The organism is Microbacterium sp. 01T413_2 (assembly GCF_056398985.1).
On the sequence record NZ_JBFTQL010000021.1, the window covers coordinates 25,117 to 49,879 of the forward strand.

General features: G+C 71.0%; 17 protein-coding genes and 1 tRNA gene. 13 read left to right on the forward strand and 5 right to left on the reverse strand.

Annotated elements, in window-relative coordinates; all coding sequences use genetic code 11:
* The first annotated feature begins 69 nt into the window (after positions 1 to 69).
* From AC1DMN_RS12090 to AC1DMN_RS12130, 9 genes are all read left to right on the forward strand, one after another.
* A complete protein-coding gene (locus AC1DMN_RS12090) occupies positions 70 to 1,275 on the forward strand; it encodes a trans-sulfuration enzyme family protein (protein ID WP_477384302.1) in 1,206 nt (401 codons plus the stop codon).
* Between the two features lie 37 nt (positions 1,276 to 1,312).
* Positions 1,313 to 2,578 carry an MFS transporter gene (locus tag AC1DMN_RS12095; RefSeq protein ID WP_441976153.1) on the forward strand — a complete coding sequence of 422 codons (1,266 nt, stop codon included), beginning with the start codon at positions 1,313 to 1,315 and terminating at the stop codon, positions 2,576 to 2,578.
* A gap of 149 nt (positions 2,579 to 2,727) precedes the next feature.
* On the forward strand, positions 2,728 to 5,082 hold the full coding sequence (locus tag AC1DMN_RS12100) for a hypothetical protein (RefSeq protein ID WP_477384304.1): 2,355 nt from the start codon (positions 2,728 to 2,730) through the stop codon (positions 5,080 to 5,082).
* The gene (locus AC1DMN_RS12105) at positions 5,079 to 7,733 is read left to right on the forward strand and encodes an FtsX-like permease family protein (protein ID WP_477384306.1); all 2,655 of its coding nucleotides are present in this window, start codon (positions 5,079 to 5,081) and stop codon (positions 7,731 to 7,733) included. The genes AC1DMN_RS12100 and AC1DMN_RS12105 overlap by 4 nt, the downstream gene beginning before the upstream one ends.
* A 76-nt stretch (positions 7,734 to 7,809) precedes the next feature.
* Positions 7,810 to 8,703 carry an ABC transporter ATP-binding protein gene (locus tag AC1DMN_RS12110; protein ID WP_441976130.1) on the forward strand — a complete coding sequence of 298 codons (894 nt, stop codon included), beginning with the start codon at positions 7,810 to 7,812 and terminating at the stop codon, positions 8,701 to 8,703.
* Complete coding sequence (locus AC1DMN_RS12115) at positions 8,700 to 9,404, forward strand: ABC transporter ATP-binding protein (protein WP_440731994.1); 705 nt, start codon at positions 8,700 to 8,702, stop codon at positions 9,402 to 9,404. Before AC1DMN_RS12110 ends, AC1DMN_RS12115 begins: the two co-directional genes overlap by 4 nt.
* 160 nt (positions 9,405 to 9,564) lie before the next feature.
* Positions 9,565 to 10,152 (forward strand): winged helix-turn-helix domain-containing protein, encoded by a 588-nt coding sequence (locus AC1DMN_RS12120; RefSeq protein ID WP_477230587.1) that lies wholly within the window; start codon positions 9,565 to 9,567, stop codon positions 10,150 to 10,152.
* Positions 10,149 to 11,444 carry an MFS transporter gene (locus AC1DMN_RS12125; protein ID WP_477384308.1) on the forward strand — a complete coding sequence of 432 codons (1,296 nt, stop codon included), beginning with the start codon at positions 10,149 to 10,151 and terminating at the stop codon, positions 11,442 to 11,444. The genes AC1DMN_RS12120 and AC1DMN_RS12125 overlap by 4 nt, the downstream gene beginning before the upstream one ends.
* The gene (locus AC1DMN_RS12130) at positions 11,441 to 13,846 is read left to right on the forward strand and encodes an HAD-IC family P-type ATPase (protein WP_477230585.1); all 2,406 of its coding nucleotides are present in this window, start codon (positions 11,441 to 11,443) and stop codon (positions 13,844 to 13,846) included. Before AC1DMN_RS12125 ends, AC1DMN_RS12130 begins: the two co-directional genes overlap by 4 nt.
* 16 nt (positions 13,847 to 13,862) lie before the next feature.
* Here AC1DMN_RS12130 and AC1DMN_RS12135 read toward each other — a convergent pair whose 3' ends face one another.
* Positions 13,863 to 15,020 carry an acyltransferase family protein gene (locus AC1DMN_RS12135; RefSeq protein WP_477230584.1) on the reverse strand — a complete coding sequence of 386 codons (1,158 nt, stop codon included), beginning with the start codon at positions 15,018 to 15,020 and terminating at the stop codon, positions 13,863 to 13,865.
* A 71-nt stretch (positions 15,021 to 15,091) separates the two neighbouring features.
* Positions 15,092 to 15,604, reverse strand: coding sequence for a YbaK/EbsC family protein (locus tag AC1DMN_RS12140; RefSeq protein ID WP_477230583.1), 513 nt, complete (start codon positions 15,602 to 15,604; stop codon positions 15,092 to 15,094).
* A 64-nt stretch (positions 15,605 to 15,668) separates the two neighbouring features.
* On the opposite strand from AC1DMN_RS12140, the gene pepN reads away from it, so the two are divergent.
* Positions 15,669 to 18,164 carry an aminopeptidase N gene (pepN, locus tag AC1DMN_RS12145; RefSeq protein WP_477230582.1) on the forward strand — a complete coding sequence of 832 codons (2,496 nt, stop codon included), beginning with the start codon at positions 15,669 to 15,671 and terminating at the stop codon, positions 18,162 to 18,164.
* Positions 18,165 to 18,240: 76 nt separating this feature from the next.
* The gene (locus AC1DMN_RS12150; protein ID WP_440731987.1) at positions 18,241 to 19,395 is read left to right on the forward strand and encodes a cation:proton antiporter; all 1,155 of its coding nucleotides are present in this window, start codon (positions 18,241 to 18,243) and stop codon (positions 19,393 to 19,395) included.
* A gap of 6 nt (positions 19,396 to 19,401) precedes the next feature.
* On the opposite strand, the gene AC1DMN_RS12155 is transcribed toward AC1DMN_RS12150, so the two are convergent.
* Positions 19,402 to 20,040 carry an MBL fold metallo-hydrolase gene (locus tag AC1DMN_RS12155; RefSeq protein WP_477230581.1) on the reverse strand — a complete coding sequence of 213 codons (639 nt, stop codon included), beginning with the start codon at positions 20,038 to 20,040 and terminating at the stop codon, positions 19,402 to 19,404.
* A gap of 129 nt (positions 20,041 to 20,169) precedes the next feature.
* Here AC1DMN_RS12155 and AC1DMN_RS12160 point away from each other — a divergent pair.
* Together AC1DMN_RS12160 and proS are read left to right on the forward strand one after the other, a co-directional pair.
* A tRNA-Glu gene (locus AC1DMN_RS12160) sits at positions 20,170 to 20,242 on the forward strand.
* Positions 20,243 to 20,321: 79 nt separating this feature from the next.
* Entirely contained in the window at positions 20,322 to 21,740 is a 1,419-nt protein-coding gene (gene proS, locus AC1DMN_RS12165; protein ID WP_477384310.1) for a proline--tRNA ligase, read from the forward strand.
* On the opposite strand, the gene AC1DMN_RS12170 is transcribed toward proS, so the two are convergent.
* On the reverse strand, positions 21,734 to 23,083 hold the full coding sequence (locus AC1DMN_RS12170; protein WP_477230579.1) for an acyltransferase family protein: 1,350 nt from the start codon (positions 23,081 to 23,083) through the stop codon (positions 21,734 to 21,736). The genes proS and AC1DMN_RS12170 overlap by 7 nt on opposite strands.
* Positions 23,084 to 23,263: 180 nt before the next feature.
* Positions 23,264 to 24,640 carry an MFS transporter gene (locus AC1DMN_RS12175; RefSeq protein ID WP_477384311.1) on the reverse strand — a complete coding sequence of 459 codons (1,377 nt, stop codon included), beginning with the start codon at positions 24,638 to 24,640 and terminating at the stop codon, positions 23,264 to 23,266.
* Between the last annotated feature and the right edge of the window lie 123 nt (positions 24,641 to 24,763).

A 24,763-nucleotide genomic window follows, 5' to 3' on the forward strand; every position in this document is an offset into this window, starting at 1 on the left:
TGACATCATCTGCGGATCCGTGCAGCAACGCAGATAGCAGTTTGCTGTGCGTGGAGGGATCCTGTGTGCATGAGCGACGACGATTCCCTGCGTGACATGCCCCTGCGTCCCGAGACCGTCGCGGTGCACGCCGGCCGGGCAGACCTCGCCGCCCTCGGCGTGCACGCCGCGCCGATCGACCTCTCCTCGACCAACCCGCTGCCGGATATCGCGCACGGCGGCGACTCCTACGAGTCGATGGCGACCGGCGGGCAGCCGCTGCCGGACGGCGGCAACGTCTATGCGCGGCTGTGGAACCCGACGGTCGCGCGCTTCGAGGAGGGCCTCGCGGAGCTCGAGCACGCCGAGGCGGCCGTCGCGTTCTCCAGCGGCATGGCCGCGATGACGGCGGCGATCCTGTCGCACACCATGGCGGCCGGCAAGCACCACATCGTCGCGGTCCGTCCGCTCTACGGCGGCACCGATCACCTGCTCGACTCCGGGCTCCTCGGCGCCGAGACCACGTTCTGCGCCGAGCACGAGGTGCACGCGCACCTTCGCTCCGACACGGGCCTCGTGGTCGTCGAGACGCCGGGCAACCCCACCCTGGACCTGGTCGACATCGCCGCGGTCGTCGCACAGGCGGGTGATGTGCCCGTGGTCGTCGACAACACGTTCGCGACCCCGCTGCTGCAGAACCCCCTGGATCTCGGCGCCGCCATGTCCTTGCACAGCGCGACGAAGTACATCGGCGGGCACGGCGATGTGATCGCCGGCGTCATCGCGTGCTCGGAGGAGACCGCGCGGGCGCTGCGTCGCGTCCGTGCGATCACCGGTGCGCTGCTGCAYCCGCTCGGYGCSTACCTGCTGCACCGCGGKCTCGCGACGCTGCCSGTGCGSATGGAACGGCAGCAGCGYTCYGCCGAGCGCGTCGTSGCGTGGCTSGCCGARCAYSMSGCCGTGGCCGAGGTGTTCTACCCCGGCATCGGCGACGAGCGCGGTCTCATCCCGCGGCAGATGCGCGGCGGGGGCGCCATGATCGCCGTGCGACTGCGGGACGGCTATGACGCCGCCGAGGCCCTCACCGGTTGCGTACGGCTGTTCACGCACGCGGTGTCGCTCGGCGGCGTCGACTCCCTCGTGCAGCACCCGGCGGCGCTCACGCACCGGCCGGTCGCGGCGGAGGCTCGTCCCGGTGCCGACATCGTTCGGCTCTCGATCGGGCTGGAGGATCCGGAGGATCTCATCGGCGATCTGGCGCAGGCGCTGGCCAGGATCGCCGTCCGCGCGGAGTGATGTCCGAGGCACCCGGCAGACTTGGCGGGTGACCGGAATGAGAACCTTCTGGACAGCGCTGCCCACGACCGGGCGCTGGCTGCTGTCGACCGTCGCGATCCAGACGCTGGGCCGCGGGCTGACCCTCCCCTTCACGATCATCTATCTGCACGAGGTGCGCGGGTTCGACCTGGGCGTCTCCGGTGCGCTGATGAGCGTCATCGCCGTGACGGGGCTGGTGGTCACCGCACCCGCCGGCACCCTGATCGATCGCTACGGCGCCCGGCGGATCCTGCTGGCGGGCCTCGCGTCGATGATCGCGGGCTGCACCCTTCTCGCGTTCGCGACATCGCCGGTCGTGGCGGCGATAGCGCTCGTGCTGATGGGAGTGAACTTCGGCGTCTCATGGCCCGGGTTCAATGCGCTGATCGCCACGATCGTCGCCGGTGAGCTGCGCCAGCAGTACTTCGGCGTGAACTTCGCCCTGATCAATCTCGGCATCGGCGTGGGCGGGATCCTCGGCGGCTTCTTCGTCGACGTGCACCGGCCCGAGACGTTCGTGGCGATCTTCCTGATCGACGCCGCGAGTTCGCTGATCCCGATGGCGTTGCTGCTCGGGCCGCTGCGGCATGTGCGCACGCATGCCGAGCCCGGCGACGAGCACGAAGAGCCGGCGGAGGGGTACCGGCAGATCCTGCGCCGTCCGGCGGTGCTCTGGCTCACACTGCTGACCTTCCTCGCGGTGTTCATCGGCTACGGGCAGATGGAGGGCGGGTTCCCGGCCTTCGCCCGCCAGGTGTCCGGCGTCTCGACGCAGGTCATCGGCTTCGCATTCGCGGTCAACACCGCCGTCATCGTGCTTCTGCAGTTCGCCGTCCTGAAGCTCATCGCCGGACACCGACGCACCCGCGTGATGCAGGTGATGACCCTGGTCTGGGGGTTCTCCTGGGTGCTGCTGGGGCTCACCGGCTTGCTGCCGAAGACTCTGGTCTCAGCGATCGGCGTGCTGCTGTTCATGGGCGTCTTCGCCTTCGGAGAGACCATGCTGCAGCCCACGGTGCCCGCGATCTGCAACGATCTGGCCTCCGACCGCAGCCGCGGGCGATACAACGCGATCAACGCCGCGGCTTTCCAGGGCGGGGCGATCGCCGGACCGATCGCGGCCGGCATGCTGCTCGGCGAGGGGCGTCAGATCTGGTTCATCGTGGCGATGGTGGCGGGTTCCCTGCTGATCTGCGCTCTGACGATCGCGCTCGAGCGGCGGCTGCCCGCGGCCGCGAACGGTGTGCCGCAACCGGAGGAGATCGCGGCGCGCGAGGCCTGAACGCGCGTGTGCGTGCTGCGCCCGGTCGCAGCGGAGAACACCGTTGCGCGGTCGCAGCGCTGCCTCCAGGATGGGGAAGTGTGTTTCGTTCGGATCGATAACGATCCCGCGACGAGCGCGCGCGGCGGTCGGTGACACAGGCGAGGACGATGACGTTTGCGGTGAGGCGGGCGCGGCAGCAGACCGCGCGACTCGTGCTCGTGCTGCTCGCCGCCGGACTCGTCGTGCTCGGCGTCGGGGCGACCGAGGCGCTGTCGGTCCGGCTCGTGGGCGACGGTGCGCGCCAGGTTGCGGAACACGCCGAACCGGGAACGCGCGTCACGAAGGTCACGGCGCTGCGTGCGGAGGATCCTGACGCGCAGGACCGCGCTGTGCGAGCGGCGATCACGAAGGCGTTCGCCGGCACCCCGATCGCGGTCAGCCGGATGGCCGTGAGCGAGATCTCGGTCGGCAACCCCGATGCGGTGCAGGCGATCGGCGGGGAGGGCATCGCCGATCGCGGCGAGCTCGTCGACGGCGAGTGGCCGAGACGCTCCGGCGAGGCGGCCGTGCTGGCGGCCGCCGCGGAGACGCGCGGGTGGCGGATCGGCGATCGGATCCCGCTCGGTCCGGATGCGTCCGGGGGCATCGTCGACGTCACCGTGGTCGGCACCTGGACGGCGAAGGATCCCGCCGATCCGACCTGGGCGGGAGACCCCGCGGTGGGTTCCGGTGATTCCGAAGGCGCGGCAGGGCCGGTGCTGATCACTGCGGACGACATGGCACGGCTGTGGACCACGCCGACAATCACCTGGACCGTCCAGCCGACCTCACTGACCGCCGACAGGCTGGACGGATACCGCGCGGGCCTGGCCCGGCTGGTACAGCTTCCCGCCGAGGTCGACGCGGACAACAGTTCCAACACCGCGGTCGAGGGCGCGCTCGGCGACCTGCTGGACCGCCAGACCCGGGCGGTCGCGGTCGCCCGCGGCATGATGGCGGTGCCCACTGCGATCATCGTGGCGCTCGGGGCGATCGCGATCGCCGTGATCCTGACCGCACTGGCGGGAGCCCGCCGGGAAGAACTGCGTCTGATCCGCGCGCGCGGCGCCGCAGCCACCRGCGTCGCCGCTGCGGCTGCCGGTGAGGCCACGGCGGCGACGGGCATCGGCGCCGTCCTCGCGCTGGTCGCCCTGCTCCCCGCAGGAGTCCCTGGCGCCTCGACGATCGTGGCCGCCGCGCTCACCGTCCTGATCGCCGCCGGTGCCGCCGCCTTCACCGCCGTACGTGCGTCCGCGCCGGCGGCGGTGGCACGCTCCGATGCCGGTCGGGGGATCGTGCTGGGACTCCTGCTGCCGGCGCTGGTCGTCACGGCTCTGGCGGGGTTCGCGCTCTGGCAGCTCTTCACGCGGGGCGGCGTGGTCGCGGACGACGGCACCGCGGATCCGGTCGCATCGGCCGCCGGTGCCGCATCGCTGCTCGCACTCGGCCTGCTCGTCCCGGCGCTCGCCGTGCTCGTCGCAGCGATCGCCGAACGCGTCGCCCGCCGGGGTCGCGGCATCATGCCCGTGCTGCCGCTGCGCCAGATCGCGCGGCGGGCGGGTATCGCGGCGGTCGCGATCCTGTGCCTTGCCCTCGCCGCGGGATCCGCGACGATGGCGGTCGGCGTGGGCCCGCTCGCCGCCGCTGTCGACCACTCGGCCGTCCGGGCCGCGCTCGGGCTGGATGTCCGTGCGTCCGTCGGTGCACAGCAGACGGTGCCGCTCACCGCAGCGGAGACCGCCGCGCTGCCGACGGTCACCGTTGCCGCCGAGGTGCTGAGTCGGGACGCGGAGGTCGGTGCGGACACCGTGGCATTCGTCGCCGTCGACCCGTCGGCCGTGGCGCTGCCCGCGGCGGACCGGGCGGCGCTCACGGCCGGATCCGGTGGCCGCCTGCCCGTGGCGATCACCACGGCTCTCGCGCAGCGGCTCGGCGCCGCGCAGGGGACGCGGTTCGCGATCACGCTGCGACCCGAGGGTGCGCGCCTGGAGGCTGAGGTTTCCGCGATCGTTCCGACGATCGCGGGCGTCGGATCCGGCCCCGGGATCCTCGCGGACCGCACCGCCGCCACGTCGATGGCCGAGGGGCTGCCCGCCAACGAGCTGTGGGTCGCGACCTCGGATCCGTCATCCGTGGCCGCGACGATCCGCTCCCGGGCGAAGACCCCGTTGCGGATCCTCACCCCCGCCGCGGTGAGCGACGCTCCGATCACGGGGTCGTCCGCGATCCTGCTCGCCCTGGGATCTGCGGCCGCCGCCCTCCTGGGCCTGCTCGGCTTCCTCTCGGCCGTCGCCGCGGATCGGTCCCGCCGCACGGAGGAGCGCACCGCGCTGCGCGCCCTCGGGCTCAGCACCGTACGACAGCGGTCCGCGAGGTTCGCCGAGGTGACGGGCATCGCTATCTTCGGCGCGCTCGGCGGCGTGGCGGCGGGGCTCGCCGTCGTGGCCGTGGTGCTGCCGGTCATGTGGGGGAGCGGCTCATGACGCGCCATCCCGCCGCGCCCACGGTGATCCTGCGCACCGTGCTCACTGCGCCGCTGCTCTCCGCTTTCCTCGTGCTCGCGATCGCCGCGCTGACGTTCGTGGGCGTGCTGGTGCCCGCGCTCATCGACCAGGCCCGCACCGCGACGGTGCAGCACCAGATCGACGGGATCCCCGACGTGGGTCGATCCCTCACTGCGGCGTACTCCGGCATCGCCGGCCTGGAGGGGACGTCGACAGTCGATGCGTGGTCAGGGCCCCTGGGCGTCGTCGCAACGGCCCGGGACAGGCAGCCCGAGCCGCTGCGGAGCGTTCTCGGCGCTCCTCGGATGATCGGCGCCTTCGGCGCGACCGGCCTCTTCGCCGACCGGGCCGTTCCGAAGAACCTGGTGCAGCTCGTCATGGATCCGGGGCTCGCGCGGCGCAGCGTGCTCGTGCAGGGCGAGTACCCGAAGAGCACGGATCCGGCAGAGGGGATCGAAGTGGTGCTCACGGCGCAAGCGGCCCGGGCGCTGGACTGGAAAGTCGGCGAGACCCGGCACCGGCAGGATCTCGTCGTGCGGCTGACCGGCCTGGTGGCACCGAACGGCAGTGACGAGCTCGACTGGAAGATGTTGGTCGGCTCGGTCGAGCCCGCCATCAAATACACGTCGGACGGCGACATCATCCTGCAGACCGTCGGCTTCATGGCACCGGACGAGGCGGGGATGCTCGGCGAACTGCGTGCGGAGACCTCCACCTTCTCCTGGATCCCCGTGCACAAGGAGGCGATTGATTCGGGCAGCGCCGCGAAGGTCGGCGCGCAGCTGCGACTTTTCCTGGCGAACCCGATACACGTCGGGGCGGTGGGCTCGTTCTACGACCGCGGGTTGGTCTACGTCACCCCGGTGGCGGATGCGCTCGATCGCGGAGTGGCGAGGGCTGATGCGCTCGATGCGGTCGTCGCGGTCGCTGCCGTGGGTCCTCTCGCGGTGGCTGCGGTGGTGCTGAGCCTTGCCGGACGGCAGCTGGCACTGCGTCGCTGGCGGGCCGCCGCGCTCGCCCGCGCCCGGGGCGCGTCGTTGTCGCAACTGTCCGCGGTCCTCGGCGGGGAGGCGCTCGTGCTCGGGGCGCTCGGCGCGGGAATCGGGCTGGCGGTCGGGGCGGCGCTGTCGCCGCAGGGACCGCACGCTCTGGCCTGGCTGGTGGCAGCGGTGCTGGTGCTCGTCCCGGCCTGCACCGTGCCGCTCACCGTCATCGCGGACCTGCGCCGTGCTGAACGCCGTGACGGGAGTGGACAGCGGGCGCGGCCGTGGCGGCGCATGCTCGCAGAAGCCGTCGTCGTGGTGCTCGCCGTCGCGTTCGCCGTCCTCCTCCTGAGCCGTGGCGAGGCGGTCCGGGCGGATCCGGTGCTGCTCGCRATGCCGGTGCTGATCGGCGCGGTGGGCACGGTGGTGGTGCTGAGGCTGCTCCCGCTGCTGCTGGACGGGCTGCACCGCGCCGCCGGGCGCCGCACCGGGCTGATCGCTCTTCTGGGCCCGGCCCGGGCTCTGCGCGATGCCGCGCTGCGCACCGCGCCGGCGCTCGCCGCCGTGATCGGCATCGCGGTGGCGGTCTTCTCGGTGTCGTTCGCGGCGACCGTCTCGGACGGCATCAGCCGCACGGCGCGGGACGCCACCGGCGCGGACGTGGCCGTGTCGATGCCGTACTTCGAGGACGCGCAGATCGAGGCCGCACGGAAGATCCCCGGCGTCGAGGCGGTCGCGACGCTGGACGCCGACGAGATCGGTCAGGGCGCCTCGTCCGGTGCTTCCGACCGGGTGCGCGTCTATGCGGTCGACCGGGATGCCTTCGCGCGAGTGCAGCGGGGCTCCGACGGCGCCCTGCCGCTGCCCGCGTCGCTGGCGTCGGCATCGGGTGGATCCGTGCCGGTCGTCGCCTCGGAGCAGCTGCTCGCGCAGTTCGGCGACGCGCTCACGGTGAACGGGCACGCGGTGCAGGTCGTCGCGCGCACCGCGCAGCCGACGCCGTTCGGGAGCGCGGAGAAGTGGGTGATCGTCGACCGTGCGAACATCGACAGGCTCGGCGTCRCCTCGCCCCTGGTCACGAGACTGTTCGCCTCCGTGGCGCCCGGCCACGACCCGCGTGCGGTCGCGAAAGCGCTGACGGCGCGGCTCGGCGCGACAGCCACCGCCACGACGGCCGAGCAGATCATCGCGCAAGCGGCCTCGGATCCGGCGTCGTCCGCGCTGCGCGTCGCGCTGTTCGTCGCGACGGCGATCGTGGCGATTCTGCTCGTCTTCGCCATCATGCAGACACTCCTGCTCGGATCCACGCCGCGCGCCCGGCTGCTCGCGCTGCTGCGCGCCGTCGGGTATCCGCGGCGGGCGGAGCTGCCGCTCGTGGCCTGGGAGGTGGGGCCGGCGCTCGTCGTGGCTCTTCCCGTGGGCGTCGTCTGCGGCCTCGCGATGTCGTGGCTCGTGGTCGGGGCGCTGGACCTGCGTGGTTTCACGGGAGGGCAGAACGCCCCCGCGCTCAGCCTCCCCGTGACCTGGCTGGCCGCGACGGTGCTCGGCTTCGCGGCGGTCACCGCGGTGGCCGTGCTCCTGGCGACGGCTGCGGCGATGCGGCTGCGCAGCGCGGATGCGATCAGGGTCGCGGATGACGAGGGATGACGGATGACGGCCGAGGAGAAGGACGCCACGGCGACGAGGGACGAGGGATCATGACCGCACGGAGAGGGAGCTGGCGATGACCGATGTCGACATCGCATGCGAGGGACTGGTGCGCATCTTCACCGCCAAGGGCGTGGAAGTGCAGGCGCTGCAGGGCCTGGACCTGCGCGTGGGGGCCGGGGAGATGGTCGCCCTCGTCGGCGCCTCCGGATCCGGCAAGTCCACGCTGCTCGGCATCCTCGCCGGGCTCGACGCGCCGACCGCCGGCAGCGCCCGCGTGGCCGGGCACGACCTGGTGACGATGCGCGCCGCGGAGCGACTGCGCTATCGCCGTCGCAGCGTCGGCTTCGTCTGGCAGCAGTCCGGGCGCAATCTGGTTCCGTATCTGACAGCGCGGGAGAACATCGCGTTGGCGCACGGCGTCGCCCGCACCGTGCCCGCGGGGGAGCGCGCCGGTCGCGCGCAGGCGCTGCTGGAGCTTCTCGACGTCGCAGAAGTGGCCGACCAGCGGCCTGCACAGCTGAGTGGGGGCCAGAAGCAGCGCGTCGCGATCGCCGTCGCGCTCGCGAACGAACCACGCGTGCTGCTCGCCGACGAACCCACCGGCGAGCTGGACGAGCGCACCAGCGCCGATGTGCTCGCCGCGATGCAGGCCGTCAACACCGAGCACGGCGTCACGACGCTCATCGTGACCCACGACGCCGCGGTGTCCGAGCACGTCGACCGGACCGTGCGGATCCGCGACGGCCGGACCTCGACCGAGACGCTGCGCAGCACCCACACCGACGACGAGGGGCGCGAGGTCCGCACCGCGCAGGAGTTCGCGGTGCTCGACCGGGCCGGCCGCATGCAGCTGCCCGGCGAGTTCGTGAGTGCGCTGGACCTGCGCGACCGTGTGCGCCTGACGCTGGAGCCCGACCACGTGCGGGTGGCGCCGAGTGCGGCGTCCCCGCAGGAGGAGCAGTCATGACCGAGGTGCTGCGCGCGGAAGGGCTGACTCGGGTGTTCCCCGCGCCCGGCGGCGATGTCACCGCCGTCCGCGACGTCGATCTGACGGTCTCGGCGGGGGAGCTCGTCGTGATCACCGGGCGCTCCGGATCCGGCAAGACCACGCTGCTGACGATGCTCGGCGGCCTGGACCGGCCGACCAGCGGACGGGTGCTGCTGGATGAGCACGATCTCAGCGCCGGCGACGCGAGCCACGTGCTGGGGGAGCGGATCGCCTCGATCTTCCAGACCGCGGGTCTGCTGCCGGTGCTCTCCGCAGCGGAGAACGTCGAGGTTCCGCTGCGGATCCGCCGCACGCCCGTGGCCGAGCGCGAGCAGCGCGTCGCCCGGGCGCTGGAGGCGGTGGGACTGGCGGATCACGCACGGCAGCGCCCGGCCGAACTCTCCGGCGGGCAGCAGCAGCGCGTCGGGATCGCCCGCGCACTGGTGATGGATCCGGCAGTGCTGATCGCGGATGAGCCCACCGCGCAGCTGGACAGCGAGACCGGGGCGCAGATCATGGATCTCATCGCGGGCCTCGTGCACGAGCGCGGCACCGCCGCGATCGTGGCGACGCACGATGCCGCCATGCTCACCCGCGCGGACCGGGTGCTGGATCTGCACGACGGCGTGCTGCACGAGCTCGGCCCCCGTGCGCTCGCGGCGAAGACGGGGCACCGCTGACCGACCCGGTCGTTACTGACAGCGAGACTGCATCTGAGTCACGAGACTGCAGTTCTGCCACGCAGTCTCGTCGCACAGATGCAGTCTCGCGGATCCGAGGTGCGTATGGAATCCGTGCATAATACTTGTGCACAGATTCTGTGCGTGCAAGCATGAGAGCATGGACACTCCGGAACACCCCGTCGGCATGCGCCTCGACGAACGCGCGGTGCGTGTGCTCGCCCATCCTCTGCGCTCCCGCCTCCTCGGTGAGCTGCGCGTGCACGGCCCCGCGACCGCGACCGAGCTCGCTGCGGCGCTGAGCACGAACACGGGAGCGACGAGCTATCACCTCCGCGCCCTGGAGGACGTCGGTCTCGTCGCCGACACCGGCGATGGCGCCGGGAAGCGACGGATCTGGCGAGCCAGCACCGACTACCACTCCTGGAGCAACTCCGACTTCGCCGACGGCGAGGACGCGCAGGCCGCGTTGGGCTGGCTGCGCCGCGACTACGTGCGGCAGTTCGCCGCGCGTGCCGAGCGCTGGCTCGACGCTGAGGGCTCGTGGCCCGCAGCGTGGGTCGACCGCCTCGGACTGGAGGACGTGCTGCTCACGGTGACGCCGGATCAGCTCGCGGAGTTCCACGCCGAGTTCGAGGCGCTGGCCGAGAAGTACCGTCGCATCGGGGAGGGCGACCGGGCGTCGCGACGGGTGCACGTCGTCGTGCAGTCCACGCCGATCGACCTCGACCCGCCGGAGGAGTCGTGACTGCCGGCGTCGTGGGCGCCGCGGCCGGAATCGCGATCGCCGCGGCGCAGCGGCGTCTGCTCCTCCTCTCGGCGCTGCGCTGRCTCCCGGTCGGCGTGACGCTCGGGGTGACGGTGCTGCTGCCGCTCGAGCGCGGCCTGTCGATCGCCGAGATCGGATCCATCCTCGCCATCCAGGGTTTCGTGGCGCTCGCGCTGGAACTGCCCACCGGCGCCCTCGCCGACACGCTCGGCCGTCGCCCGGTGCTCGCCGCGTCCGGAGTGCTCGCGGTGGTGGCCGCCGTGCTGTTCCTGCTCGCCGACTCGTTCGCGCTGTTCGCCGTGTCGCTGCTTCTGCAGGGCGTGTTCCGCGTGCTCGACTCCGGGGCGCTGGAGGCCTGGTTCGTCGATGCCGTGCACGAGCACGATCCGCACGCCGAGGTGGCGCGCCCCCTCGCACGCGCCGCCACCGTGCTCGGCGTCGCGATCGCCGGCGGTGCGCTGGTCGGCGGCCTCCTGGTGGCGTGGCACCCGCTCGCCGGACTGTCCGCGCTCGTGCTGCCGCTGGTCGTGGCGATCGGACTGTACGCGGCCTACACGGTCCTCGTCATCGCGCTGGTCCGGGAGCCCCCTCAGGAGGGGGCTGAAACGATGCGGGTGCTCCCGGCCATGGCGCACGCCGCGCGGCAGGCCCCGCGGACGATCGCGGACGGGCTGCGCCGCGCGGTGCGCTCCCGGGTGCTGGCGGGTCTCGTGCTCGTCGAGGTGTTCTGGTCGGTCGCGATGATCGCCTTCGAGACGCTCACCCCGGTGCAGCTGGAGGACCTGCTCGGCGGAGAAGCGGCGGCCGCCGCGGTGTTCGGGCCGGCATCGGCCGCCGCGTGGGGCTTGTTCGCCGTCGGATCCCTGCTCGCCAGCAGGCTGAGCGGCGTGATCGGAGTGGCCTGGACGGCGATCCTGAGCCGGATCCTGAACGGAGCCTTCGTCGTCCTCATGGGGCTCTCCTCGGGGATGGTCGGCCTGCTCATCGGCTACGGACTCACCTATCTCGCGCACGGCGCCGCCGGCCCCATGCACGCAGCTCTCCTGCACCGCGAGGCGGATCGGTCCACCCGGGCCACGGTGCTCTCGTTGAACTCCATGGTCTCCGGCGGGGCCTACAGCATCGGGCTGCTGGTGCTGACCGCGTTCGCCGGAGCGACGTCGGCGGCGACCGCGACGATCGTCGCCGGGGCGTTCAGCATCCTCGGCGCGGCCTGCTATCTGCCTGCCCTGCGCCAGGAGAGGGCGTCCGCTGTTAGCGTGAGCGGATGATCACCCGTGCTCCGCTGACCGCCACACAGGTGGCCGAGAGGATGTCCCGCGGCGAGAGCAACGTCATCGACTCGCGCACGAGCCGCAGCTTCGGAGAGATCTTCCGGGCGAACGCCTTCACCCGCGTGAACGGCATCTACCTGGTGATGTTCCTGCTGATCCTGGGCACCGGCTACCTCATCGACGGACTGTTCGGACTGCTCATCATCGTCAACAGCGTGGTCGGCATGGTGCAGGAGATCCGGGCGAAGCGCACGCTGGACCGGCTCGCGCTGCTGAGCAAGGCTCCGGCCCGTGTGGAGCGGGCCGAGGGTGTCTCGGAGATCGATGTGGAGCACCTCGTGCTCGACGATGTCGTGCTCGTCGCCGCGGGAGATCAGATCCCGGTGGACGGCGAAGTGCTCGATGCGACGGGCTTCGAAGTGGACGAGTCACTGCTCACGGGGGAGTCGGAGCCGGTTCTCGCCGGAGCCGGATACGAGCTCAAGTCGGGCAGTTTCGTCGCCGCGGGATCCGCGAGCTTCCGCGCGACGGCCGTCGGGGAGCACGCATACGCCGCGCGGCTCGCCAAGGAGGCCTCGGAGTTCCGCAAGCCCTCCTCGCAGCTGCGCGCCGGGATCGACCAGATCCTCAAGTACGTGACCTGGGCGCTGATCCCGGTGGGCGTGCTCACGATCATCAACCAGATCTGGGGGCATGCACAGGACTGGCGCAGCGCGGTACGGGGGCTGGTCGCCGCGCTCGTGCCGATGGTGCCGGAGGGCCTCGTGCTGATGACGAGCGTCGCCATGGCGGTGGGTGTGATCCGCCTCGGCCGTCGGCAATGCCTGGTCCAGGACCTGCCTGCGATCGAGCAGCTCGCCCGGGTGGACGTCGTGTGCACGGACAAGACCGGGACGTTGACCGAGGACGGCATGCGGGTGGGGGCCGTGGAACGGCTCGGCACCGACGGCGCCCGCATCGAGGCGGCGCTCGCTGCGATCGGGCGCGCGGAGGGCAAGCCCAACGCCAGCATGACGGCGATCCTCGAGCATGTGGGCGACGTGCCGGCTCTTCCGGTGCAGACGTCGATCGCGTTCTCCTCGGCGCGCAAGTGGGCGGCGATGCAGACGGCGGATGCCGAGACCGGCGCGGTGGAGAGCTGGGTGCTCGGCGCGCCGGACGTCTTGCTGTCTGTCGGCGACGCCGCCCGCACCCGTTCCGACGCGCTCGCCTCGGAGGGGCTGCGCGTGCTCGCTCTCGCGCGCACCGCGTCCGCCTTGCCGGGCGCCGAGGCCGCGGGAGACGGTCTCCCCGACGGACTCACCGCCACCGCGCTCGTGATCCTCGACCAGCGGCTGCGCGCCGAGGCGCCGGGTGCGATCGCCTACTTCGCGGAGCAGGACGTGGCGATCAAGGTCATCTCGGGCGACAACGCGGCCGCGGTGGGCGCCATCGCCGCCGAAGCCGGAGTACCCGACGGGCGCAATGCCGTCGACGCGCGCACCCTGGATCCGGACTCCGCGCACTTCGACGCTGAGGTGCAGGGCCGCACGGCGTTCGGCCGGGTCACCCCCACGCAGAAGCGCGCGATGGTGCATTCGCTGCAGGGCGACGGTCACGTCGTGGCGATGACCGGCGACGGGGTCAACGACGTGCTCGCGCTCAAGGACGCCGATGTGGGCGTGGCGATGGGATCCGGCTCGCCGGCCGCGCGCGCTGTGTCGCGCATCGTGCTGCTGGACAACTCGTTCGCCACGCTGCCGCACGTGGTCGCCGAGGGGCGCCGCGTCATCGGCAACATCGAGCGGGTCGCGACGCTGTTCCTCACCAAGACGCTGTACTCGATCCTGCTGGCGCTGCTGGTGGCCGTCACCGCGGTGCCGTTCCCGTTCCTGCCTCGGCACGTCACGCTCATCGCGTGGTTCACGATCGGGATCCCGGCGTTCTTCCTCGCCCTCGCCCCGAACACGGCGCGCGCGCAGGACGGCTTCGTGCGCCGCGTGCTGGATGCGGCGGTGCCGGGCGGAATCGGCGCGGCACTCGCGTCCTACGGTGCGTATCTGACCGCGCGCTCGGTGTTCGGGACGGGGCACGCCGAGGGCAAGCTGACCTCGTCGACGGCGTTCCTGGCCCTCGTGATCGTCGCGTTCTTCGTACTGATCAGCGTGGCTCGCCCGTTCCGGCCGTGGAAGATCGGGCTCGTCGGCGCCATGATCGGCGGCATGCTCGTCGTGATCCTCACCCCGTTCGGATCCAGGGTGTTCGACGTCGATCTGCATGATCCACGGGCGGTGCTGATCGCGTGCGCGTTCGGCGCCGCAGGGATCGCCGCACGGTTCGGCGCCAGAACCGTGCTGCGCGCGATCTACGGTGCCGTGTCCCGCCGCCGGCAGCGGCGCGAGGCGGCCGTCCGCTCCTGACCTCGGGGGCGCGGGCCTACTCCGCGCGGGCGAGCACTGCTCGTCGGGCCGCGCGTATCCGGCTGACGTGCGCACGCTCGGCGAGCGCCGCCCCGATGCCGCCCACCTGCCGGGCGAGATCCTGTGCCTGCCGCTCCACGAGCGCGTGGAAGAGTGCGGCCGCGACGAGACTCAGGGGGATCCCGACCAGGCACGCGAGCCACCACTGCTCCGCGCCGAGCAGGTAGCAGAGCGACGCCAGGATCGGGGCGTGCACGAGGTACAGGCTGAACGACACCTTCCCCAGCCACTGCATCGTCCGGGTCTCGAGCAGCCGGTGTGCGCCTGGCCACACGATGGCGAGCACGACGAGCAGCGCGGCACCGGCACCGGCGAGCGCCCACAGCACGTCCGCCACGACCGTGTCCCCGGTGAGCGGACGCGCCAGCCAGCTTGCGATGAGCAGGACCGAGGCGGCCGCCGCAAGCCAGGGGAGGGTCCGGCGCACCCGCGGTCGGTCGGCCCAGGTCTGCAGATCCGCGAAACGCACGGCGATCAGGGTGCCGAGCAGGAACACGGGCAGGTAGGCGAGCGCGGAGTTGCCCGTCGTGCGTCCCAGGAACATGAGGACGACGGCCAGCGCGGCCGCGGGCATCGCGAACCGGCGCACGCGCAGCGCGACCCAGAGGTACAGCGGCAGCAGCAGCGAGAAGAACAGCTCCCAGCGCAGCGACCACAGCACGTTGTCGATCGGATAGTCCGATCGCAGCAGGGTCATCTGCGAGAGCACGTCGCCGGCCGACACGCTGGTCGCCTGCGCGTCCTGCATCCACGAGTCCTCGGGCATCGTGGACGCATCGCGCGGGATCAGCTGGACCAGCAGCGCGGCGGAGCCCAGTGCCGCGATCACCGGCACGTACAGCCGTACCAGGCGCGCCGGGTAGTACCGCGCCCAGGAGAAGCCCGTCCGCAGTGCAGGCAGGGCGACGACCATCCCGGACAGCACGAAGAACACCATGACGGCCTCGGATCCGGCCAGCAGCAGCTTGAGCGGGGACTGCGTCAGCAGGGCCCAGCCGGCAGGATCGATCCATGGCTCCGCGATCAGCGAGGCATGGTGGATGAGGACGATCCCCGCGGCGAGACCGCGGAGTCCATCGAGAGACCTGATCCTGCTGTTACCGTTCCGTGACATCCCTTTCCACGGTAGGGACCGAGTCTGGACGCCTCCTGGATCGCGCCTCAGAGCCCGCAAAAGGGGCGGGTTCAGTCCTCCGCGACGACCACGACCTCGCCGCCCGTGAGCGCGACGAGCTCCGCAAACGACAGGGGCATGACGGTGTGCGGGGTGCCTCCGGCGGTCCAGACGATGTCGTAGTCGCGCAGCGCGGCGTCGATGACGGTGCGCACCGGAGCGGGGTGGCCGACCGGCGCGACGCCTCCGATGGCCTGCCCCGTCACCTCCCGCACGGTCGCCGCGGGCGCCATCGCCACCGACTTCGCATCCACGGTCTCAGTGAGCAGGCCGAGATCGACGCGGTGCCGGCCGCTGGTCATCACGAGCAGGGGCTCGCCGTCGGCGAGGAAGAGCAGGCTGGAACCGATCGCCCCGACCTCGCAGCCCAGTGCCGCGGCGGCCTCGACGGCAGTACGTGCGGAATCGGGCAGCTCCCGCACCTGCGCAGCGAGGCCCGCGGCGCGCACGTGTTCCTGCACGATCCTGCTCCGCTCGGGGAGGGCGGCGGTCTGCTCTGTCGTACGACCAGGCTGCTCTGTCATGCGACCATGCTGGCACAGCGTCCGCGCGCCCCGGCACCGGCTCGGGGCATGGAACGATGGAAGCATGAGCACCGCCAACCTCACCCGCACCGAGACCGCCGCGCGATCCGCGGCGGTCGACCTGCACCGCATCCGGCTCGAGCTCGACGTCACCGGCGCGCTCGACGCGGCGAACACGGGGTTCCCCGTGACGACGACGCTCGAATTCGATGCGACGACCGCCGAAACCTGGGCGGACTTCCTCGGCGAGGCCGTGCACGAGGTCGTGGTGAACGGGCAGTCCCGCGACGTGGAATGGGATGGCGCACGGATCCGGCTCCGCGGTCTGGCGGCGCACAACACCGTCGTCATCCGCGCGACCGGCGCATACAGCCGTTCGGGGGAGGGGCTGCACCGGTTCGTCGATCCGGTCGACGCCGGTGTCTACCTGTACACGCACGACGAGCCGGCCGACGCCCGACGGTTCATGGCGTGTTTCGAGCAGCCCGACATGAAGGCGGCGATCACGGTCGTGGTGACCGCGCCGGAGGGCTGGGAGACGCTGTCGAACCAGTCGCCCGTCGCCACCAGCACCCGCGACGGAGCGCAGACGGTCGAGTTCGCGCCGACGCTGCCGCTGTCCAGCTACCTGACCTGCATCGCGGCTGGTCCCTATGCGCGCGTGTCGTCGGAGTGGCGCCGTGACGACGTCGTCGTACCGCTGTCGGTGCTCAGCCGGGCGTCGATGGCCGAGCACCTCGCCGCCGACGAGATCCTCGAGGTCACGCGGCAGGGCCTGGACTTCTTCGCCGAGGCGTTCGACTTCCCGTATCCGTGGGGCAAGTACGACCAGATCTTCGTGCCCGAGTACAACATCGGCGCGATGGAGAACCCGGGCCTGGTCACCTTCACCGAGTCGTACCTGTACCGGGGCGCCGCGACCCGGGCCCAGCGGCAGGCGCGGGCGAACACGATCCTGCACGAGATGGCGCACATGTGGTTCGGCGATCTCGTCACGATGCAGTGGTGGGACGACCTGTGGCTCAAGGAGTCGTTCGCGGACTACATGGGCTCGCACGCGTCGGTCGCCGCGACCGAGTACACCGACGCCTGGGTGGCCTTCGCGAACCGGCGCAAGGCCTGGGCGTACACGCAGGACCAGCTGCCCAGCACGCATCCGATCGTCGCCGACATCCCGGACCTCGAGACCGCGAAGCTGAACTTCGACGGGATCACTTACGCGAAGGGCGCCGCCGTGCTCAAGCAGCTCGTCGCGTTCGTCGGCGAGGAGGCGTTCTTCGAAGGCGCCCGCCGCTACTTCGCGAGGCACGCGTACGGCAACACCACGCTCGAAGACCTGCTGGTGGAGCTCGAGCTGGCGTCCGGCCGCGACATGCGGGCCTGGGCACAGGCATGGCTGCAGACCACCGGCATGAGCACGGTGAGCATCGAGCGCGATGCGGACGGTGACGCCGTGGTCGTGCAGACCGACCCGCGACCGCACCGGCTGCAGATCGGCCTGTACGACCTGCAAGGCGACACGCTGGTGCTGCGCGAGCGCATCCCGGTCGATCTCGCCGAGGAGCGGACTCCCGTCGCCCTTCCCGATGCCGACCTGGTCCTGCTCAACGACGGCGACCTCACGTATGCGAAGGCGCGGCTGGACGAGCGCTCGCTGTCCGCCGTCGAGCGCGGGCTCTCCTGGATCGACGACCCGCTCGCGCGCGGCCTGATCTGGTCGGCGCTGTGGAACGCCACGCGCGACGGCGAGCTCGCCGTCGCGAAGTACCTGGAGATCGTCGTCGCGCACGCGCCCCGGGAGACCGACAGCTCGCTGCTCGGCGGGGTGGTGCTGAACGCCCCGTCCGCGATCGGGCACTATCTGCCCGAGTCCGAACGGGCGGATGCGCGGCGCGACTGGCTGGATGCGACCTGGGCGGCACTCGGCGGTGCTGCGGCCGGCAGCGACGCCCAGCTGATCTGGGCGCGCGCGTTCGCCGCGGCGGCGGCGTTCGACGACAGCAGACGTCTCGACGTCTCCACCCTGCTGATCGGAGCGGGGCCCCAGGGACTCCCCATGGACGCCGATCTGCGCTGGGTGCTGCTGACCGCACTCGTGGCCACCGGCCACGCCGGGGCGGAGGAGATCACCGAGGAGCAGCTGCGCGACCACACCGCGAGTGGACGCACGGCGGCACTCGCCGCGGCGGCGTCGACGCCGAGCGTCGCGGTGCGCGCCGCCGACTGGCGGGCGGCCTGGGGCGACCTGACGCTCACGAACGATCACCTCGACGCCACCATCCGCGGTTTCGGGGCAGGCGGGCGCCGCGATCTCGTCGAGGTCTTCGATGTGGAGTACTTCTCGCGCATCGAGGAGGCCTGGAGCGAGCGCTCCATCGAGATCGCCCGGCGCCTCGTGATCGGGCTCTACCCCGAGACGGAGACCACCGAGCTCGTGGACGGCTGGCTCGACACGCACCCTGAGGCCCCTGCCGCCCTCCGACGGCTCGTGCTCGAGCAGCGCGACCATCAGCAGCGCGCGATCCGGGTGCGCGAGGCGCAGGGTGTCCTCGCGGGCTGAGCGTCGCGGCGTCAGGGCGGCAAGTCGCGGCCTCCGGATGCCGGAGCGCTCGGACCGGCGGATCTAAAGTGTGCGCATGACGTTCGCGACGCTCGCGCTGCTGGTGCTGGTGGGACTCGCCGGTCCCCTGCTCTCCACGAGGCGCGCCTGGCGGATCCCGGTGATCGCCGGAGAGCTCGCCGCAGGACTCCTGATCGGATCGACCGGGTTCGGCTGGGTGGACGCCGCGGAGCCGACGTTCACGCTGCTGGCCCAGCTCGGATTCGGTCTCATCATGCTGGTGATCGGCTCGCACATCCCCGTCCGGGATACCGTCGTGCGCGCGGCGGTGGGGCGCGGGGCGGGCGGTGCCGCGATCGTGGCCGCGGTCGCCGTGGCGCTGGGCGTCGGGACCGCCTTGCTGTTCGCGACGTCGCACGGCGCCGTCTACGCCGTGCTCATCGCATCCTCGTCCGCGGCGCTGGTGCTGCCCATGCTGCAGTCCCTGGACATCTCGGCCGATTCCGCCGCGCAGCTGATCGCCCAGATCGCGATCGCCGATGTCGCGTGCATCGTCGCGCTCCCTCTCGTGCTGCAACCCGAGAGGGTGCCGCTCGTCGCACTCGGCGGGTTGGGCATCGCCGTGGTCGGGGTCCTGCTCGTGGTGCTGCTGCGCCGGGTCGGCACGCATCGTCTGCGCGTCCTGCACGAGGTGTCGGAGTCGCGTCAGTTCGCGCTCGAGCTGCGCTTCAGCCTGCTCGCCCTGTTCGGGCTGGCCGGGATCGCTCAGTTCACGCACGTCTCGGTCATGATGGCGGGCTTCACCCTGGGGCTGGTTCTGTCTGCAGTCGGTCAGCCTCGTCGACTGGCCCGCCAGCTGTTCGGCATGACCGAGGGATTCTTCGGGCCGCTGTTCTTCGTCTGGCTCGGCGCCTCGATCAATCTGCGCGATCTCGGATCCCACCCGCAGATGATCCTGCTCGGTCTCGTGCTGGGTGCTGCGGCGGTCATCGCCCACCTCGCAGGGCGCATCACCGGCCTGCCCTGGGCGCAGGCGGTGGCCTCAGCGGGACAGCTCGGCGTCCCCGTCGCCGCGGTCGCGCTCGGCGTCGAGACCCGCGCACTGCTGCCCGGAGAGGGAGCCGCGATCCTGCTCGGAGCTCTGGTGGCGGTTGTCGCGTCCTCGGCGGCGGTCGCCGTCGTCTCGAGACGGAACGCCGCAGCGTCCCCGCGCGCCGGCGCGGAGGGATGACCGCGGTCAGACCTCGAGGTCGTCGCCGGGATTCAACTCGACGAAATCGCCGCCGTCCTGCTCGGTGGCCCATTTCAGGCGTGCGCGGTGCATGGTCGCACCGATCACCGAGAGCGTCATGTCGTGCGTGCCGAATGCGCGGCGCGGCTTCACGGCGAGTACGAAGTCGATCGCATCCCCGATCTTCAGCCAGGGGGCGCCGAGAGGTGCGGCGAGGGTGCCAACCGTGACACCCTCCGGGACGGCATACGAGTCACCGGGGTAGTACAGCTCGTCGTCCACCAGCACGCCGACGTTGTCGACGAGCGGGATCGAGGAGTGGATCTCGGCGTGCACGCCGCCGAAGAAGCGCAGCGTGAAGTCTCCCACGGTCACGGTGTCGCCGGGAGCGACCTCGGTGATCTCGTATCCCTCCGCGGCGCGCACGACGCCGGCGGGCGCGAAGATCGGCGTTCCGGCCGCGTCGCGCAGGATGCGATCCAGGTGGTCGGGAGTCCAATGGTCGGCATGCTCATGGGTGATCACGATGCCCACGAGGTGCTGCAGGTCGCCCAGGGGGAGCGTGAAGCTCCCCGGATCGATGAGCAGAGTCTGCCCGTGGTCCTCGACGCGGAGCGCCGCGTGCTCATGCTTGGTGATGCGCATTCCTCGAGCGTAATCCCGTGGGGCCGCGACACACCCGGGGTTCGCGTCGAGCCGGGCTCGATTTGGCGGGTGCTGAGCGTCATGTCATACTTGAACGGTTGTCGCGAGACGGAAACGGATCGCCAAGACGGCCCCATCGTATAGCGGCCTAGTACGCCGCCCTCTCACGGCGGTAACGCGGGTTCGAATCCCGCTGGGGTCACAGACAGCACACGAAAGCCCTCGGTTCGCCGAGGGCTTTCGTCGTCTCCGGATCGGGTGCGCCTCGGTATCCTCGAAACGTGGCTGAGCGACAGGGCATTCTCGCGTCGATCGAGAACGATTTCCCCCAGTGGTACCAGGACGTCCTGGAGAAGGCGCAACTGGCGGACAACGGTCCGGTGCGCGGCACGATGGTCATGCGCCCGTACTCCTACGCGATGTGGGAGGGGATGCAGTCCGCCATGGACGCGCGCATCAAGGCCACCGGTGCGGAGAACGTCTATCTTCCGCTGTTCATCCCGCAGTCCTATCTGGAGCGCGAGGCCGAGCACGTCGAGGGCTTCAGCCCCGAGCTCGCCGTGGTGACCCACGCCGGAGGCAAGGAGCTCGCCGAGCCGGTCGTCGTCCGTCCGACGAGCGAGACTCTGTTCGGCGAGGTCATGGCGAAGTGGATCCAGTCGCATCGCGATCTGCCCCTGCTGCTGAACCAGTGGGCCAACGTCGTCCGCTGGGAGATGCGCCCCCGGGTCTTCCTGCGCACCACCGAGTTCCTCTGGCAGGAGGGGCACACCGCGCACGCCACGCGGGAGGATGCTGCGGACTATGCGCGCCGCATCCACCTGGACGTCTACAAGGACTTCCTGGAGAACGTGCTGGCCATCCCGGTGCTCCCCGGCTTCAAGACCCCGTTCGAGCGCTTCGCGGGAGCGATCAACACCATGACCTGCGAGGCCATGATGGGCGACGGCAAGGCCCTGCAGATGGCGACCTCGCACGAGCTGGGGCAGAACTTCGCGAACGCGTTCGGCATCACGTTCTCCGACGCGGAGGGCGTCGCGCGGACCGCCTGGACCACGTCGTGGGGCTCGTCCACCCGCATGATGGGCGGGCTCATCATGTCGCACGGGGACGCGTCCGGCCTCGTCCTGCCGCCGCGCATCGCGCCGCACCAGGTCGTCGTGCTCGTCGTGAAGGAGGACGCACGCACCCTCGCGGCGGCGCAGACGATCGTCGCCGACCTCACGGCCGCCGGTGTCCGTGTGAAGCTCGATGACCGCACGCAGACGGGGTTCGGCCGGCGCGCGACCGAGTGGGAGCTCAAGGGCGTGCCGGTGCGCATCGAGGTGGGGCCGCGGGATCTGGACGCCGAAGAACTCACCGTCGTGCGCCGCGACCGTGCCGGCAAGCAGCGGTCCCGCTGGACCGAGGCCGTCCAGCGCGTACCCGCACTGCTGGACGAAATCCAGGCCGACCTCGTCGCCGCCGCTCGCACCCGCCTGGGTGACCGCACCGCACGCGTGTCCACCATCGCCGAGGCCCRTGAGGCCGCCCGGACCGGGTTCGCCGTCATCGACTGGAGCGCACTCGGCGAGGCGGGAGAGAAGGAGCTGAACCGGGATGCCATCACGGTGCGCTGCCTGCAGACTCGCGACGGCCGCCTGCCCGACCCGCAGGCGTCGGAGACGGATCTGGTCGCGGTCGTCGCCCGCGCTTACTGACTGCGGCTCACTCGGGCGTGGGTCGAGGCCCGCGAGCCCGCGCGCGGAAGCGCCCTGACCAGCATCAGGGCGGCGATCGAGGCGGCCAGCGCGCACGCGGCGAGCGGCAGGTCCAAGCCGTAGGCCGTGATCGCGAGGATCGGCAGCAGGAAGACGACGACGGCGGTCGCCGTCCGGCCACGGGAGGGTTCCGCGCCCATCGCCGGTGCCTTCTCAAAGTGCACGAGCCAGAGCGACAGCAACCATACGGCCGCCAGCACGACGATCAGGAACGGCGCCCTGGTCCACCACCATGCCGCGCTGCCCGGAGTCGGCATGGGCACCGGCAGCAGCAGCTGCACCCCGATCAGGACCATGATCATCGGCAGGTGCCAGAGGTACACGGTCATCAGGCGCGATCCGATCAGCAGCACCGCGCCCTGCGCGCCGCGGGTGCGCATGAGCGCAGCCAGCGGACGGTGCAGCAGCGTCAGCGCCGCCGCCTGGACCACGGCGAGGATCGCGAGTGGAGTCGTCGGCGGCCATTGATTGCTGAGCATGTTCCAGGAGTATCCGCCGAGCGACACCAGCCCCCAGATGCCGAGATAGCCGAGCGCGATGAGGCCGAGCAGCTGCCGGGACTTGCGGCGGGTGAACCAGCCGTCGAACAGCAGGAAGCCGATCTGCTGCGCGAACAGCCACACGAACGCCACATTGGGAATGCCGAACAGTTCACTGCCGACGCCATAGCCCGTCGGCGGCACGTGGCCGAGGCCGAGGAAGTCGCCCGCCACGAGGAAACGCAGCGCGTCGGTCGCGACGGCACCGACCAGCAGCACCAGAGGAACACGCATGCCGAAACGGGCATGCAGCCCGATCATCCATGGGGCCAGAGCCTGCACCAGCAGATACGCGGCGAGGAACCACAGCGGCGAGCCGACGCCGATGGCGATCGTGTCGACCAGGGCGGGGCCGATCCCCAGCAGCCGTGTCGCCGCGAGTGCAGCCGTGAAGAAGAGGAACACGGGGATCGCCGGGCGCACGAGGCGGACCAGACGCAGCCGCACGAAGCCGGCTGCGTCCCCACCGCGGCTCCGGGCGGAGCGCCAGCCGGCCCGCGCCGCGTAGCCGCCGACGACGAAGAACAGCGGCATGATGTTCAGGATCCAGCTCGCCGCGTCGAACCAGGTCTGGCCCTCCACCGTCCGCTCGATGAGCAAGGAGCCGTCGGGTCGCCGGCCGACGCCCGTGAACAGGATGTGCACGAACACCACGAGGACGACGCACGCGACACGGGTCAGATCCAAGGTGAGATTGCGTCCCTCGGGGGCGACGCGGGCGGGACGCACGGCAGCGCTGCTCATGGCGACGGCCCTAGTCGCGGACGCATGCCGAGTCCGGCATCGGACGAGGCGGCGAGCCGCGCGATGAGGTCCGTGCGGCGATGGGCATGGACTACGGGTTCTGAACGTCCTCGCGGAAGCTTGCGGACCGGCCTCGCACGGTCGAGGCCGGTCCGCAGGGTGGGTAGATCGGAGTGCCGGTCAGAGAGTCGGGATCGGTGCGGTGCCGACGTCCGCCTGCCGGTCCATGAGCGGCGTGCGCACCGTCTCGGCGCTGAGGAGCAGGCCGATCAGCGATAGCACACCGACGAGGATGAGGAAGAACGCCGGCGAAGACGGATTGCCGGTCACTGCGATCAGCCAGGTGCCGATGAACGGGGCCACACCGCCGAACAGCATCGCTCCGACATTGAACGGCAGCGCGAAGCCGAGGTAGCGGGAGCGGGTACCGAACATCTCCGTGAAGAACGACGGGAACACTGCGTCGTTCATGGCGAAGAAGATCAGCGAGAAGATGAGCACGCAGGTGGCCAGCACCACGCCGCCGAAGGAGAACAGCGTCATGATCGGATAGGCGAGAACGATGAACGCGACGCTGGAGAAGATCAGCGTGCGCTTGCGTCCGATGCGGTCGGAGAAGATTGCGGCCAGGGGGATCAGCGCGAGGTAGACGACCAGGGCGATGGTGACGACGAGCGTCGAGCTCGCCTCACTCATGTGCGCCTGCTCGATCAGGAAGGTGGGGATGTAGCTGAGCAGCAGGTAGTACGCCCCGGCGTTCAGGGACATCACCAGGAGCATGCGGATCATCGCCGGCAGACTCCGTCGCACCTCGCGCCAGCGGCGAGCGCGACTCTGCGTCGCGTGGTGTTYGACCGCCGCGCGACGCTCCTCGGCTTCAAGCTCCTGCACCCGGCGGAACTGCGGAGTGTCCTCCACGCGGGTCCGCAGCCACAAACCCAGGATTCCGAGCGGGCCGGCGACGAAGAACGGGATGCGCCAACCCCAGCTCTGCATGAACTCGGGCGACATCGTCGCGTAGAAAACGGTGGCCATCAGCGAGGCGATGAGGAATCCCGCCGCTGCCGCCATCGGCACGACGCTGGTGAGCAGGCCACGCCGGCGCGCCGGAGCGTACTCCGCGATGAAGGTGCCCGCGCCCGCGTATTCGCCGGAAGCGGAGAAGCTCTGCGACATGCGCAGGAGCAGCAGAAGCAGAGGAGCCGCGACGCCGATGACGGCGTACCCGGGGATGAAGCCGATGAGGAAGGTGGATCCGGACATGATCAGAATCGTGGTCGCGAGGATCGTCTTGCGTCCGATCCGATCGCCCAGACTGCCCCACACGAACGCGCCGAACGGTCGGACCAGGAACGATAGCGCGAACACAGCGAAGGTGCTCAGCAGGGCGACGGTGCGGTCCTCTGCCGGGAAGAAGGCGACGGCGATGGTCGTCGCCAGATAGCTGTAGCTGGCGTAGTCGAAGTACTCGAGCAGCGTGCCGAGCCCGCTCGCGATCAAGACTCGCCGCAGGACGGAGGCGTCCTGCGTGCGGTCGGTGGCGGGGGAGAGGGTCATTGATACTCCTCGTCGAGGATCAGGGCCGGACATTCGGGAGAGCTCCGGCGTCACTGGTCATGATCTCAGGCCGAACTCTGCACTCGAATGGCCACCATGTACAACAGTGGATCCTCTAGATGT